The organism is Xenorhabdus doucetiae, from assembly GCF_000968195.1.
In the GTDB taxonomy this organism is placed as follows: domain Bacteria; phylum Pseudomonadota; class Gammaproteobacteria; order Enterobacterales; family Enterobacteriaceae; genus Xenorhabdus; species Xenorhabdus doucetiae.
Window position 1 is genome coordinate 311,521 of record NZ_FO704550.1, and the last position, 14,968, is coordinate 326,488.

The window sequence follows — 14,968 nt, forward strand, 5'->3', positions numbered from 1 at the left end:
TGATTTCACCCTCTGCTGGTATTCGCGGAGATGATTTCGTTAATCAGTCGCTCAATTTCCTCGGTGTTGTAAGACAAGACATCGGTTGCATACACGATCCCTTGACGAGGTATTTTGGCGAGGGCGACGCCAGCTTGATTTCGGGTATCGATAGAAGCGCGCATGGATAATCCGATACGTAATGGGGAATCGGTCAATTGTTGTGATTCCAGTTCGATTCTGACGGGCAGGCGTTGGACAACCTTAATCCAGTTACCAGTGGCATTTTGTGCGGGTAATAATGAAAAGGCACTGCCCGTCCCCATATCCAGACCAACCACTTTACCTTTATAAATCACATCACTGCCGTAAAAATCGCTGATTAAAGTGACGGGCTGCCCAATGCGGAAATTGGCAAGCTGTACTTCTTTAAAATTCGCTTCAACCCAAAGTTGGCCAGCAGGCACGATGACCATAAGCGGAGAGCCATTTTTTATTTGCGATCCCACTTGTACATTGCGGCGAGAAACATAACCAGTGACGGGGGCGACAACACGGGTACGTTGCAAGGCCAACCAGGCATCGCGGAGTTGGCTGGCGGCCAGTTTAATCGTGGGTTGCTGCTCCAGTGGGGTATTTATCATTAACGCTTGGTTGGCACGATATTGGTGTTGAGCAAAGCGCAGGTCAGATTTTGCCATCTGGACATGATTACGGGCGTGGATCAAATTTTCTTTAGCAATGGCTCCCGTTAAGCCTAAGTGTTCGCGTCGTTTCAGATCATCTATCGCTTGTTGTAATTGGATCTGTTTTAGGTCGATATTGGCGCGCAATTTCTCATTTTCAATCATGATCTGATGAGTTTGCCGGACACGATTGGCAAGCCCGTTTTTTGCCCGTTCAAAAGCGTGTTCAGCATCAACCGTATGCAGACTGACTAAAATATCTCCCTGACGGACAAAATCAGTATTGTCAGCATGAATACTTGCTACGCTACCTGAAATCTGTGCCGTTACCTGTACTTGATTGCCAACGACATAAGCATCTTCCGTGGATTGGTAATGGCGCAGCACCGTAAGCCAATAGGCAAAATAGACTAAGCCCATTGAGATAAATAAAAGTGTTGCAAGGATCAGGGCCAGCTTCCGTTTTGATTTTTTCTCGGCAATAAGCGACGATTTTGGCATTCTTTCTTCCACCCCTTTTCCTATAGGTTCAGCCGACAATAGCGTTATTTATGTTGGTATTTAGGCGGATAAATATTCTGGTGTTGGCGTTTAAAATAATGAGAACAGAGAGGTAGCTTAGTGGGGAGCGTGTATTTTTAATTGAATAAACTGGCTATCTTGACACCTGAGGGAGAAAATGATCAGGAAAGGCAGCACTGGCATTTTTCAACTCAGAAGGGCTGAATCCATATAGCGACACTCCCGTCCGGCTAAAATGTGCACTATCAGAAAATCCACTGTGGGAAGCCAGTAACGTCAGCGAATCTGGGGAGTTTATTTTTTCAAGTGCGTGATGGAAGCGCTTCCACAATAAATAACCGCGGAAATTGGTGCCCATCTCTTGCCGAAACAGATGTAAGAATCGGCTTTCTGACAGATAGATATGATCGGATATTTCACCGGAGGAGATACTTTTAACCGGTAACTCAGTAATCAGGGTGGTCGCTTTTATGATGCGCGTATCCTGATAGCAGTGACACTCACCGGTGTCATTTAACCAACGACTTAACACCAAAATATCGGGTGGCGTGTCTGTCTGTAAACAATGGATAAAATAATTCGCGATTAAATGAGTCGATTCCGGGTTAAGGGCGATAAGGTTTGTATTTTCAATCTGGTGCGATAACACATGATATAAGGGATGAGCCGGATCTATCAGAAAATTGAAACAGGGTTTACCTTCCGAGTGTAAGCGATGTTTAATATTGCTGGCGATAATAAAACCATATAATTGCTGTGTACCTTGTCCAGTCTCAATTTGTATTTTTGAGCAATCGTAAGAGACACTCAATTGGATACAAGGATGCCGGTGCCACTCTGTTTTCATATGATGAGAAAGCACCAAATACTGTTTGTGATATTGATATAACCTGACGGCTTCAAGATACCTGTCTATTTTGCGTCGCATATAAAATAACCTATATTCAGATTATAACGATTCTCAGATTACAACAGCGCCCAAAATGCCTTAATCAGAGGTTCATTCAAGCGCTTACTCAACGCACAAACCCCCAATTCAAACGGTTCGACCAGCGAAATATTGTCCAGCAATGAGATACGGTTACGTACCGGTTCGGGGCTGTTTTCGACCACAACCGCAGGGATCAGTGCAATGCCGCAACCCAGTGCCACCATAGACACGATCGCTTCATGACCGGAAACTGTCGCGTAAATGACGGGATGCAGGATTTTATGCCGCCGGAACCAAAGCTCAATGCGCTTACGGGAAGGGCCGTGTTCGGGCAGGATAAAAGGGATGCGACTCCAATCAGGCTGCGCCTGTGTGGCGAGATTTCTCACGGTGCAAGACAGGGAAGGGGCAATCAGCACCAGCGGTATTTCCCCTATTTGGGTAAAGCTGACATTATCCGGCAGTTTCTCCGGCTTGCCTGCAATCCCCAAATCCGCAGCATCGGATTGAACCCGGTCAACCGCATCAGCCGCATCGCCCGTTGTCAGCTTGATTTCTACCAACGGATGTTCTGCCCGAAATTTATCCAATACTTGGGGAAGATGGCTATATGCCGCCGTGACCGAACAGAATAGCCGCAGCTCGCCCGTCAGTGATGGGCTTTGGTGGTTTAAGGAATGCTGTAGCTGTTTATATTGCAGAAGAGTTTGTTGGGCAAATTGTCTGAGTTGTTCACCAGCGGGGGTCAATTTCACCGTTCGGTTATCCCGCAGAAAAAGCGGATACCCCAATAATTCCTCAAGGCGTTGGATCTGGCGTGACAGTGTGGAGGGGCTGACGTGCATGGCTTTGGCTGAACGGCCAAAGTGACAGCTTTCCGCAAGGTGTAAAAACAGCTTTAAATCACGTAGATCCATGGTCTTGGTGCCCTTTGCCCAGAGGTTTTTTGCCGAAAGAAAGTATGTTGCATAAACTGCAATAGAGTCTTGTCAATATATCAATTTCAGCAATGGCTTTCATGTCATATATTGTCGTCATATATTGTCTCTATGCAAACGACCTCACAATCTCTAATTATACCGGAGTCACCATGGCTAATTATTTTGATACGTTGAACCTGCGCCAACAATTGGCGCAGTTAGGCAAATGTCGGTTTATGGCGCGGGAAGAATTTGCTGACGAAGCAGGGTATTTAAAAGGCAAGAAAGTCGTGATCATCGGTTGTGGTGCACAAGGGCTGAATCAAGGTCTCAATATGCGAGATTCGGGTTTGGATATTGCCTATGCACTGCGTCAAGAAGCCATTGATGAAAAACGCCCATCATGGCGCAAGGCAAGCGAAAATGGTTTCAAGGTTGGCACTTATGAAGCGTTAATCCCACAGGCCGATTTGGTGATCAATCTGACACCAGACAAACAGCATTCAGCGGTGGTTCAGGCGGTGCAACCTCTGATGAAAGAAGGTGCCGCGTTGGGCTATTCCCACGGTTTCAATATCGTCGAAGTGGGTGAGCAGATACGCAAAGATATCACTGTCGTAATGGTTGCCCCTAAATGTCCGGGTACGGAAGTGCGCGAAGAGTATAAGCGTGGATTCGGTGTGCCTACCCTGATTGCTGTGCATCCAGAAAACGATGCAAAAGGTGAAGGGATGGCGATCGCAAAAGCGTGGGCCGCCGCGACAGGCGGACATCGGGCAGGTGTGCTGGAATCGTCTTTCGTCGCAGAAGTGAAATCTGACCTGATGGGAGAGCAGACCATTCTGTGCGGCATGTTACAGGCGGGTTCCCTGTTGTGTTATGACCAACTGGTTGCTGAGGGTATTGAACCCGGTTATGCCGGAAAATTAATCCAATTCGGTTGGGAAACGATCACCGAAGCGCTGAAACAGGGCGGTATTACACTGATGATGGATCGCCTTTCCAATCCGGCGAAATTGCGGGCTTATGCCCTATCTGAACAACTGAAAACCATTTTGTCCCCGTTGTTCCAGAAACATATGGATGACATCATTTCGGGCGAATTCTCTGCCACAATGATGGCAGATTGGGCAAATGACGATAAGAACTTGCTGGCCTGGCGGGAAGAAACCGGTAAAACCGCCTTCGAAAATTACCCGGACGACGCAGGGCATATCAGTGAGCAAGAATACTTTGATCATGGCGTTCTGATGATTGCCATGGTCAAGGCCGGGGTAGAACTGGCTTTTGAAACGATGGTCGATACCGGCATTATCGCAGAGTCTGCTTATTATGAATCTTTGCATGAACTGCCGTTGATTGCGAATACCATTGCGCGCAAGCGCCTGTATGAAATGAATGTGGTGATTTCTGATACCGCAGAATATGGTAACTACCTGTTCTCATACGTCGCGGTTCCGTTGCTGAAAGAGACATTCATGGCAACCCTGCAAGCCGGGGATTTAGGTAAAGCCGTTGCCGATCGTAGCATCGATAATGCGCAGTTGCGTGATGTGAATGAAGCGATCCGTAACCATCCTATTGAAGTTATCGGCCGTACTTTGCGCGGTTATATGACTGACATGAAACGTATTGCCGTCGGTGGCTAACCGGATATTGACCTGCCCGACGTTATCTTATCGGGCAGGTCAATCTTGCCTCTTTACAGATCGAATTTCAGTTTTAGTTCATCAATGGCTTGTCGCTGAAATGCGTCAAATCGCTCTTTCGGCTGCTGCGCTTGGATCATGTTCAGCGCCGGATCGTTGACTTTAGTCCGCACGCCGCTTAATTCTTCCATGACCGCCAGCCCACAGAAAGGCACATAGGCTTCGGAATAGCCCCCTTCGTGAACGATGACTAATTTGCCATGACACAGCGCATCGGCGGCTTGCTGTACCTTGCGGGTCATTTCGCGGAAACTGTCACTGTGCAACTGCATCCGAGCCAGAGGATCAAACGCATTGGCATCATAGCCGCAGGCAACGATGATCAGCTCAGGTTGGTAACGTCGCAATGCAGGGATCACAATGTTATCCATCGCATAAAGATAACTATTGTGCCCGGTGCCTGCCATTAACGGGATATTGATATTGAAACCTTCTCCTTTGCCGGCACCGATATCTTCCTCGCCACTGTAACTTTCGGGATAGCAGCCATCCTGATGCAGTGAAATAGTCAGAACATCGTCACGCTCCCAGAAAATATGCTGTGTCCCATTACCGTGGTGAACATCCCAGTCAATGACGGCGATTCGACCAACCCCAAGCTGTGCTTTGGCGTGCTCAATCGCAAGGGCAATATTGGCAAGGAAGCAGAAGCCCATCGCTTGATCTGGCAGGCAGTGGTGTCCGGGCGGACGGGAAAGGCTATAGGCGTTATCCAATTCGCCTTGTAACACGGTTTTCACCGCCGCATAAGCCAGTCCGGCGGACAGTTTGGCGATGTCATAGCTGCCTTGTCCTATTGGCGCTTCTGGGCCTAACATTCCCCCGCCCTGATCACTGAGCGATTTAAAACGCTGTAAATAATCTTCGGTGTGAACCCGTTTCAGCGTGGCATCATCGAGAGGTTCAGCACCACGCAGTTGCAATGAATGGCTTAATCCTGAAACATCGATTAAGTTTTTCATTCTGCGTTTGGTTTCTGGTGACTCGGCATGTCCTGCACTTGTGGGAGGTTGTACCCATCCCCCAACCGGAAATGTCAAAACATGTTGTAATCCAGAATGGTGCCAGAAGCAGAGTTCATCAAAGAAAAAGCCTGTCTTACGTAGCATGTTACATCCTCTTGATCCCGTTTATCTTTCAGGATTGTTATAGCATTGATGCGACTAAAGAGGTGTTATGTATTTTGTTCACGGTAGAATCAATATTGATGTATTTGGCTAAAATCCTTTTAATGCTTACAATTCCGCTCCCCCGACTTTTCATCCTGATAGAGTTTTTGAAACAGTATGCGATTAAATCCAAGCCAACAACACGCGGTTGAATTTGTCACAGGGCCTTGTCTGGTTCTGGCGGGTGCCGGTTCCGGTAAAACCCGAGTGATCACCAATAAAATTGCCCACCTGATCCGTACCTGTGGTTATCAGGCTCGCCATATTGCGGCTGTCACTTTTACCAATAAGGCGGCGCGTGAGATGAAAGAGCGTGTTGCCCAAACTTTGGGTCGCAAGGAAACTCGAGGGTTGATGATCTCGACTTTCCATACTTTGGGGTTGGAGATCATTAAACGTGAATACAAGGCGCTGGGAATGAAAAGCAACTTCTCATTGTTTGACGATCACGATCAGATGGCGTTGTTGAAAGATCTCACCGCAGATTTGTTGCAAGAAGATAAGGATCTGCTACAAAAACTGATTGCGAGCATTTCTAACTGGAAGAATGACTTAATGTCACCTGAGCAGGTGATGAAGACGGCGCGTTCAGCACAGGAACACCAATTTGCCGAGTGTTACCGTCGTTATGACCTGCAACTGAACAGTTGTCATGTGCTCGATTTCGATGATTTGATCACCAAACCAACATTGCTGTTAATGCGTGATGAAGAAGTCAGGGAACGTTGGCAGAATAAAATTCGCTATTTGCTGGTGGATGAATATCAGGATACCAATACCAGTCAATATCAACTGGTGAAATTGCTGGTGGGGAATCGAGCCCGTTTTACAGTGGTGGGAGATGATGATCAATCTATTTATTCATGGCGCGGTGCTCGTCCACAGAACCTGAATTTATTGAAAGAAGATTTTCCGTCGCTAAATGTGATTAAGCTGGAACAAAATTACCGTTCATCAGGACGGATCTTGAAAGCGGCGAATATTCTGATCGCCAATAATCCCCATGTTTTTGAGAAAAAACTCTTTTCAGAATTGGGGTATGGTGAGCCGCTCAGGGTGATCGAAGCGAGTAATGAAGAGCATGAAGCTGAACGTGTGGCGGGAGAATTGATCGCGCATCACTTTATTAATAAAACGGAATATAAAGATTACGCTATCTTATATCGTGGTAATCACCAATCTCGTATCTTCGAAAAGATGCTGATGCAAAACCGTATTCCTTACCGAATTTCGGGAGGAACCTCGTTCTTTTCCCGGCCTGAAATCAAAGATTTGCTCTCCTACTTGCGTGTTCTGACTAATCCTGAGGATGACAGTGCGTTTTTACGTATTGTGAATACACCACGGCGAGAAATCGGTGCCGTGACGATCCAAAAATTGGGTGAATGGGCGAATCAACGTAATAAGAGCTTATATCAAGCCAGCTTCGATCTTGGGTTAGAACAGTATTTAACCGGGCGAGGTTTGGCTGCATTGCAGCGCTTTACCCACTGGATGGATGAAATATCCCGTCAGGCGGAGCGGGAGCCATTACTGGCGGTGAGAGATTTACTGCGTGGCATGGATTACGAAAGCTGGTTATATGAGACTTCCCCTAGTCCGAAAGCGGCTGAAATGAGAATGAAAAACGTCAATCAACTTTTCACTTGGATGAGTGAAATGCTTGAGGGAGATGATTTGAATGAACCCATGACCCTTTCCCAAGTCGTGGCGCGTTTTACCTTGCGGGATATGCTGGAGAGAGGCGAGGAAGATGAAGCGTTGGATCAGGTTCAGTTAATGACGTTACATGCGTCCAAGGGGTTGGAATTTCCCTATGTCTTTTTGGTGGGTATGGAAGAAGGTTTGTTGCCACACCAGAGCAGCATTGATGAAGACAACATTGAGGAAGAGCGCCGTTTGGCCTATGTGGGCATTACACGCGCGCAGAGAGAACTTTTTTTCACACTCAGTAAAGAGCGTCGGCAGTTTGGTGAACTTATCCGTCCGGAACCGAGCCGATTTTTGCTTGAATTGCCACAGGATGATTTGAATTGGCCGCAGGGTAAGCGAGTGATTAGTGCGGAAGAAAGGATGAAACAGGGGCAATCGCGGCTTGCCGACATTAAATCCCGTTTAGGGTTCGGGCAGAAAAACGGCAATAATCAATAGGCAACTAATAGCATGATGAAAACCCTGCATTTGTGGATAAATGCAGGGAACCAAGTAAAAGTTTCAGCCTAAACGAGCGTTATTTTGTTCCTCAAGGAACAACCACCACTGGACATAACTTTGCCACTTCATTTCTTGCTGTAATGCCTCAGTTCTGAGTGGATGCTTTACCTGCCATTGATGGGGCAGGGTGACAGTGAGGGCTTCATTTTCCGCCTGTAACCGTAAAGCGGGTAACGTGTCATCCCGCCGGCGACTGGCAAAAATAATGGCCAGTCGCAATAAGCGACATAACCGTTGTGCCTGTCGCGGTGGCACGGCATTTTGTTGACTGAGCGAGGCTAAATCCACTGGACCGCTTTGATTTTTCAATAGCGTAGCCAAAAGCCGTTTTTGGGCAGGGGTATAACCAGGCAGATCCAAGTGGTTGATCAGATAAGCAGAATGGGCAGGCCCCTGGCGAAAATCAACAAACAGACCGATTTCATGGAGCAAACAGGCACTGCCCAATAACTCACGACAACGTTCACCCAATTTCCATGACTGGGCAACTTGTTGGCAAAAATTTTCAGCCAACTGTTTGACACGTTGTGCCTGCTCGATATCCAGTTGGAAACGATGCTGGACATTGCGCAGGGTTCTTGCCCGAATGTCCTGTTCAATCGGCAAATCCAACATACCGTAAACCAGACCTTCGCGCAGTGCGCCGCCAGCCAGTATCATACTTTCGATATGCAGTGCTTGAAAAATAGCGATTAAGATGGCTAATCCACTGGGAAAAACCAGTGCCCGTTCCAGTGTTAATCCATCAATTTCCAACTCTTCCAGTTTGCCGCATTCAATCGCCTGATGTTTGAGTTGCTGGAGTTTGGGCAGGGTGATCAGTTCATCCATACCTTGAGCAATCATGATTTCCTGCAAGGCTTGTACCGTGCCGGAAGCGCCCACACAAATTTCCCAGCCTTGCTCAAGCAGCTCAGTGGCGACAGCGCGGAGAATATCATGGGCAGCCGCTTCTGCGTTGGCAAAGTTTTCTGCTGTCAGGCTGCGATCATTGAAATAACGTTCCAGCCAGGTAACACAGCCCATTTCAAGGCTGAAAAGCTGACTGGCCTTGGCGCCGATACCTGTGACTAATTCAGTACTGGCACCACCAATATCGACGACAAGCCGCTTTTCAGATCCGCCAGTTGTATGAGCAACACCTTGATAAATTAACTGAGCTTCTTCTTCACCACTGATCACGTTAACCGGGGTGCTCAATATTTCTGAGGCTTTCCTGACAAATTCATCCGAATTCTCAGCAAGCCTCAAGGTTGCAGTGGCAACAACGCGGATCTGTGAGGCTGGAATATCCTGCAAATATTCGGAAAAGAGGCGCAAGCACTGCCATCCCCGTTCCATTGCCTGTTGTGATAAATAATTATTTTTATCCAATCCGGCAGCCAGCCTGACTTTGCGCTTGACGCGAGTGACGACCTGAATGTTACCGGATACTTCACGGACAACCAGCATATGAAAACTGTTTGAACCTAAATCGATAGCGGCATAAAGCGAAGAAGCCCTCAGCATAGTATTTATTCCAGCCTGTGTTGTTTCAGTATCGCATTATTTCAATGTCGTATTATTTCAGCATTGTGCCATTTTAGCTTGGACGCTTACGATTGCGTGTGGTATTGCCACGGCGCGCCATGTTGGTACGTCGAGGGTGTCCCCCTGAGCGGGTACGGTTACGGCGCTTAGGGACTGGCAGATCTTGTAGCAACGCATCACTGTTATATTTGCTGACAGGTATCTGGTGCTGGATATATTCTTCAATGGCTGGTAAGTTCAGCGCATATTCTTCACATGCCAGGCTGATGGAGTGGCCGCTTTCTCCAGCACGACCTGTCCGGCCAATCCGGTGAACATAATCTTCACAGTCATCCGGTAGATCATAGTTAAATACATGGGTTACAGATGGGATATGCAGCCCACGGGCGGCAACATCGGTGGCAACCAGAATGTCCAGATTGCCCAGGCTGAATTCTTCAAGAATATGCAGACGTTTTTTCTGTGCAACATCACCGGTCAGTAAACCAACCCGATGACCATCAGCAGCCAGATGGGCCCAGATGTCTTCACAGCGATGCTTGGTATTGGCAAAAATGATGCAGCGATCAGGCCACTCTTCTTCCAGCAGCGTCTGTAGCAGGCGCATTTTTTCTTCATTGGAAGGATAAAATAGCTCTTCCTTGATGCGATGCCCGGTTTTTTGCAGAGGTTCGACTTCCACATACTCAGGATTATTCATCTGTTCAAAAGCGAGCTCACGTACCCGATAAGAGAGCGTTGCGGAAAACAGCAAATTCATTCTTTCTGTCGCCGCAGGCAGCCGGCGGAACAACCAGCGAATGTCTTTGATAAAGCCCAGATCATACATGCGATCAGCTTCATCAAGCACAACAACTTGAATGGCCCCAAGATGGATATGACCCTGTTTAGTGTAATCGATCAAACGCCCTGTGGTACCAATGACGATATCGACGCCAGCTTCCAGTACCTTAAGCTGTTTATCATAGCCATCGCCGCCGTAGGCAAGACCCATTTTCAACCCAGTGACTTCCGCCAATTCTTCTGCGTCAGAGTATATCTGAACCGCCAATTCACGGGTCGGCGCCATGATCAGCGCTCTTGGCTGATTCGTTTTACGCTCTCTCGCCGCAGGATGGGTCAATAAGTAATTAAAAGTAGACGCCAAAAATGCCAGCGTCTTGCCCGTTCCGGTTTGTGCTTGCCCCGTAACATCTCGGCCTTCGACAGTTAAAGGCAATGTTAGCGCCTGTATCGGCGTGCAGTTGTAAAACCCCTTTTTATCAAGGGCTTCTAAGACTTTGGGGTGCAATGAGAAGTCGGAAAACTTCTTTTCTGTCAAATGTGTTTTGCTCATAGTATGGTAGAATATCAGTTAACTATTGCTTTAAGAAAGTGTATCCGCTGAAATAAAGACACCCTAATGTTGGTTAATGTACACTGACACTGTAAAAGATTTTACTTTTGGAGCAACAAAATGAATGAAAAGATTGTGAACGATGAGGCTGTGCATGCAGGCATCATTCATCTGACTGACGGTGATTTCAACGAAGATAAGCTGAATGTAAGTGGTGCCGCCCTTGTCGAATTCTGGGCTGAATGGTGCGGTCCTTGCAAAATGATTGCTCCTATTTTGGATGAAATTTCTTCAGAGTATGCAGGGAAACTGACAGTTGCCAAGCTGAATGTTGATGATCACACTGAAACCGCACCAAAATTCGGTATTCGTGGTATTCCAACCCTGATTTTGTTTAAAGATGGCGAGAAGGTTGCAGTAAAAGTGGGCGCCTTGTCAAAAACTCAACTGAAAGAGTTTTTGGAACCACACCTCTAATTTAGAGTCAGGTCACAGTAATGACGGGCGTTTGGCGGATAAGGTGATTTATCCTATTGACCGCTAGACGTCCGCTACGAAGCATGGTAAGTTAGCGGGCATGTGCTAATGTGAAGCCTCGCTTGAGCGGATTCTTTATTCGATATAAAGGCTTATTGACATATCTTGATTGATATAAAGAGTTGACATTAAGCATGTTGCATACTAAACAGTTTGTAGTGTCTGATAAATCTGTTATCTCTGGGTCACCTGAAGTATCTGATGGCATATCGCATTTGGTAGAATTTCTGAGTCTATATACGAACAATCCAGTATATAGCTTGGTACACCCATAGCGTTCTAATGCTGAATATCTTTAAGCAGGGTGTTTTTATCCTAAGCATTTTTATGTTGTACCTTCTTACGTTAGGTCCCGAATCCGCTAACAGTGCTTATGTCAAAAAACAGTTACGTTAAAAAACGTTTATGCTGAAAGATGTATATGCTGAAATAGTGCCCACTATTAAACCTTATAATAGTATTTGCATCATAGAATTGTACTTACATTATAGATAGTTATAACATATGGCATCTATTTTGAAATCAATCTGAGTACTTCAAACTATTGCCTTGTAATATCATTTAATATGTTAGAAGGTCTTATTTGTTTCTGGTACAAATAAACAGGCATCGATAATGCTGCCATACCATTCACGTTCATAGTTCGAGATATACCCCGAGTTAAAGAACCCACCATTATGAATCTTACCGAATTAAAGAATACGCCGGTATCTGAGTTGATTACTCTCGGCGAAAATATGGGGCTGGAAAACCTGGCTCGTATGCGTAAGCAGGACATCATTTTCTCTATTCTCAAACAGCATGCGAAAAGCGGAGAGGATATTTTTGGAGATGGTGTGCTGGAGATATTGCAGGATGGATTTGGTTTCCTCCGCTCCGCAGACAGTTCTTACCTTGCAGGTCCCGATGATATCTACGTTTCTCCTAGCCAAATCCGCCGCTTTAACCTCCGTACCGGTGACACCATTTCAGGGAAAATCCGCCCACCCAAAGAAGGTGAACGCTATTTTGCCCTGTTGAAAGTTAATGAAGTTAACTTTGACAAACCTGAAAACGCCCGCAGTAAAATCCTGTTTGAAAACTTGACGCCACTTCATGCCAATAACCGCTTGCGTATGGAACGTGGTAACGGATCGACTGAAGATTTGACTGCCCGTGTTCTGGATCTGGCCGCGCCGATTGGTCGTGGTCAGCGTGGCCTGATTGTGGCGCCACCAAAAGCCGGTAAAACCATGCTGCTGCAAAATATCGCAGCTAACATTGCCCACAACTATCCCGATTGCGTTCTGATGGTTTTGCTGATTGATGAGCGTCCAGAAGAAGTCACCGAGATGCAGCGTCTGGTAAAAGGCGAAGTCATTGCTTCAACCTTTGATGAACCGGCTTCCCGCCATGTTCAAGTGGCTGAGATGGTTATCGAAAAAGCGAAACGTCTGGTTGAACACAAGAAAGACGTTATCATCCTGCTGGACTCCATTACCCGTCTGGCTCGTGCCTATAACACCGTGGTTCCGGCTTCCGGTAAGGTTCTGACGGGGGGAGTGGATGCGAACGCCCTGCATCGTCCGAAACGTTTCTTTGGTGCGGCACGTAACGTTGAAGAAGGCGGCAGCCTGACCATCATTGCGACTGCGCTGGTTGATACCGGTTCCAAGATGGATGAGGTTATTTACGAAGAGTTTAAAGGTACAGGTAACATGGAATTGCACCTGTCACGTAAGATTGCTGAAAAACGTGTCTTCCCAGCCATTGATTACAACCGCTCTGGAACCCGTAAAGAAGAACTGCTCACTACACAGGATGAGCTACAGAAGATGTGGATCTTACGTAAGATCATTCACCCGATGGGTGAAACCGATGCGATGGAATTCCTTATCAACAAACTGGCTATGACAAAAACAAACGAAGAATTCTTCGACTTTATGAAACGCTCATAGTTGTTGTGAAATATAGTTGTTGTGAAATATCGTTTTTGTGAAATTGGATAGTTCCGTAATCATCCATATTAAGTAATAAATAATATTTATTCACTTCTCTAAAGCGCCACGTTTTTGTGGCGCTTTTTTTATCAGTTACTGACTCTATTTGACTGAAATGGTACATTTTTTGCATGTTTTTCGAGTGATTAGATGCGTTTTTCCTGACCAAACGTTTTATAATGATGAATCATGCTTTACAGGTTGCATGGTCCAATTGATTAATTTTATGAGTCAGGATGCCCTGTTTTGTTAACAGGGAACTTATGGATTCGGTGTCAAGTGGGACATCCATAAGTCAATGAATAAAATAATAGATGCCCCATCATTATCTTATAGAGAGTTGTTATTGTGAATATTCCCAGTATGAGTGTCGAAATTTTTTGCGTATTTATATTCTCATTGGTGTTTTTGTTTGTGGCGCGTAAGGCAGCAAAAAAAATCGGCCTGGTTGATAAACCTAATTACCGTAAACGTCATCAGGGTTTAGTGCCTTTGGTAGGAGGCATATCTGTTTTTTTTAGCGTGTGTTTCGCATTTGTGATTACAAAAGAGTTTATACCTCATAAGTGGCTGTATTTGGTTTGTGCCGGAATATTGGTTCTTATCGGTGCCTTGGATGACCGTTTTGATATCAGTGTGAAGATTCGGGCCACCATTCAGGCTCTGGTTGGTATCAGCATGATGTATTTTGCTGGCCTGAAACTTGATAGCTTGGGACACGCATTCGGGGCATGGGAAATGTCACTTGGGCCATTCAGCTACGTTGTGACCCTGTTCGCTGTTTGGGCCGCGATTAACGCTTTCAATATGGTGGATGGTATCGATGGGCTATTGGGCGGGCTATCTTGCGTCTCTTTCGGTGCCTTGGGTATTTTGTTGTACGCAAGTGGTAATACGGCACTGGCGTTTTGGTGTTTTGCGTTTATCGCAGGGATCTTGCCTTACATCTTCCTTAATCTTGGAATATTAGGAAAACGTTTTAAAGTCTTTATGGGGGATGCGGGAAGTACGTTAATCGGCTTTACCATTATTTGGTTACTGACTGAAGCGACACAAGGAGAAAATGCGTCTATTAGTCCTGTGACCGCATTATGGGTTATTGCGATCCCACTGATGGATATGGTCGCGATTATGTACCGTCGATTGCGTAAGGGGATGAGCCCGTTTTCTCCGGATCGCCAGCATATCCACCATTTGATTATGCGTGCTGGTTTTACCTCTCGTCAGGCATTTATTTTGATCACTTTGGCGGCGGCTTTATTGGCATCGATCGGAATAATAGCTGAGCGGTTGATTTTTGTTCCTGAGTGGGTGATGTTGGCATTATTTTTGCTTGCATTTATGTTGTATGGCTATTGCATCAAACGCGCGTGGAAAGTCGCCCGTTTTATCAAACGGTGTAAGCGGCGTATGCGTCGGGCAGCAAGCCATCATTAAAAACATCGACTATCAAAGG

11 protein-coding genes are annotated in these 14,968 nt (G+C 46.2%); 5 read left to right on the plus strand and 6 right to left on the minus strand.

Annotated elements, in window-relative coordinates; all coding sequences use genetic code 11:
• Positions 1–5: 5 nt before the first annotated feature.
• From emrA to ilvY, 3 genes are all read right to left on the minus strand, one after another.
• Positions 6–1,166, minus strand: a complete 1,161-nt coding sequence (gene emrA / locus XDD1_RS01605) for a multidrug efflux MFS transporter periplasmic adaptor subunit EmrA (RefSeq protein ID WP_045968112.1) — start codon at positions 1,164–1,166, stop codon at positions 6–8.
• A 154-nt stretch (positions 1,167–1,320) separates the two neighbouring features.
• Positions 1,321–2,115, minus strand: a complete 795-nt coding sequence (locus XDD1_RS01610) for a helix-turn-helix transcriptional regulator (RefSeq protein ID WP_045968114.1) — start codon at positions 2,113–2,115, stop codon at positions 1,321–1,323.
• A 38-nt stretch (positions 2,116–2,153) separates the two neighbouring features.
• Positions 2,154–3,035, minus strand: coding sequence for an HTH-type transcriptional activator IlvY (gene ilvY / locus XDD1_RS01615; protein ID WP_045968116.1), 882 nt, complete (start codon positions 3,033–3,035; stop codon positions 2,154–2,156).
• 173 nt (positions 3,036–3,208) lie between these two features.
• Between ilvY and ilvC the strand changes: the two genes are divergently transcribed.
• Positions 3,209–4,687, plus strand: coding sequence for a ketol-acid reductoisomerase (gene ilvC / locus XDD1_RS01620; protein ID WP_045968118.1), 1,479 nt, complete (start codon positions 3,209–3,211; stop codon positions 4,685–4,687).
• Between the two features lie 53 nt (positions 4,688–4,740).
• On the opposite strand, the gene XDD1_RS01625 is transcribed toward ilvC, so the two are convergent.
• Positions 4,741–5,856, minus strand: coding sequence for a class II histone deacetylase (locus XDD1_RS01625; protein WP_045968120.1), 1,116 nt, complete (start codon positions 5,854–5,856; stop codon positions 4,741–4,743).
• A 177-nt stretch (positions 5,857–6,033) separates the two neighbouring features.
• Here XDD1_RS01625 and rep point away from each other — a divergent pair, with 177 nt between their 5' ends.
• The gene (rep, locus tag XDD1_RS01630) at positions 6,034–8,067 is read left to right on the plus strand and encodes a DNA helicase Rep (RefSeq protein ID WP_045968122.1); all 2,034 of its coding nucleotides are present in this window, start codon (positions 6,034–6,036) and stop codon (positions 8,065–8,067) included.
• Positions 8,068–8,130: 63 nt separating this feature from the next.
• On the opposite strand, the gene gppA is transcribed toward rep, so the two are convergent.
• Positions 8,131–9,639: a guanosine-5'-triphosphate,3'-diphosphate diphosphatase gene (gppA, locus tag XDD1_RS01635; protein ID WP_045968124.1), complete on the minus strand. Its 1,509-nt coding sequence runs from the start codon at positions 9,637–9,639 to the stop codon at positions 8,131–8,133.
• Between the two features lie 73 nt (positions 9,640–9,712).
• Positions 9,713–10,996: an ATP-dependent RNA helicase RhlB gene (rhlB, locus tag XDD1_RS01640; protein ID WP_045968126.1), complete on the minus strand. Its 1,284-nt coding sequence runs from the start codon at positions 10,994–10,996 to the stop codon at positions 9,713–9,715.
• A gap of 120 nt (positions 10,997–11,116) precedes the next feature.
• Here rhlB and trxA point away from each other — a divergent pair, with 120 nt between their 5' ends.
• The 3 genes from trxA (at position 11,117) to wecA (ending at position 14,949) form a co-directional block, all read left to right on the plus strand.
• Positions 11,117–11,473, plus strand: coding sequence for a thioredoxin TrxA (trxA, locus tag XDD1_RS01645; protein ID WP_045968128.1), 357 nt, complete (start codon positions 11,117–11,119; stop codon positions 11,471–11,473).
• A gap of 737 nt (positions 11,474–12,210) precedes the next feature.
• A complete protein-coding gene (rho, locus tag XDD1_RS01650; RefSeq protein WP_045968130.1) occupies positions 12,211–13,470 on the plus strand; it encodes a transcription termination factor Rho in 1,260 nt (419 codons plus the stop codon).
• 390 nt (positions 13,471–13,860) lie between these two features.
• Positions 13,861–14,949 (plus strand): UDP-N-acetylglucosamine--undecaprenyl-phosphate N-acetylglucosaminephosphotransferase, encoded by a 1,089-nt coding sequence (wecA, locus tag XDD1_RS01655; RefSeq protein ID WP_045968132.1) that lies wholly within the window; start codon positions 13,861–13,863, stop codon positions 14,947–14,949.
• The last annotated feature ends 19 nt before the right edge of the window (positions 14,950–14,968 follow it).

Coding starts and splice junctions, on each gene's coding strand:
- emrA (WP_045968112.1), bottom strand. CDS start 1,166: ATGCCAAAATCGTCGCTTATTGCCGAGAAAAAATCAAAACGGAAGCTG.
- XDD1_RS01610 (WP_045968114.1), bottom strand. CDS start 2,115: ATGCGACGCAAAATAGACAGGTATCTTGAAGCCGTCAGGTTATATCAA.
- ilvY (WP_045968116.1), bottom strand. CDS start 3,035: ATGGATCTACGTGATTTAAAGCTGTTTTTACACCTTGCGGAAAGCTGT.
- ilvC (WP_045968118.1), top strand. CDS start 3,209: ATGGCTAATTATTTTGATACGTTGAACCTGCGCCAACAATTGGCGCAG.
- XDD1_RS01625 (WP_045968120.1), bottom strand. CDS start 5,856: ATGCTACGTAAGACAGGCTTTTTCTTTGATGAACTCTGCTTCTGGCAC.
- rep (WP_045968122.1), top strand. CDS start 6,034: ATGCGATTAAATCCAAGCCAACAACACGCGGTTGAATTTGTCACAGGG.
- gppA (WP_045968124.1), bottom strand. CDS start 9,639: ATGCTGAGGGCTTCTTCGCTTTATGCCGCTATCGATTTAGGTTCAAAC.
- rhlB (WP_045968126.1), bottom strand. CDS start 10,996: ATGAGCAAAACACATTTGACAGAAAAGAAGTTTTCCGACTTCTCATTG.
- trxA (WP_045968128.1), top strand. CDS start 11,117: ATGAATGAAAAGATTGTGAACGATGAGGCTGTGCATGCAGGCATCATT.
- rho (WP_045968130.1), top strand. CDS start 12,211: ATGAATCTTACCGAATTAAAGAATACGCCGGTATCTGAGTTGATTACT.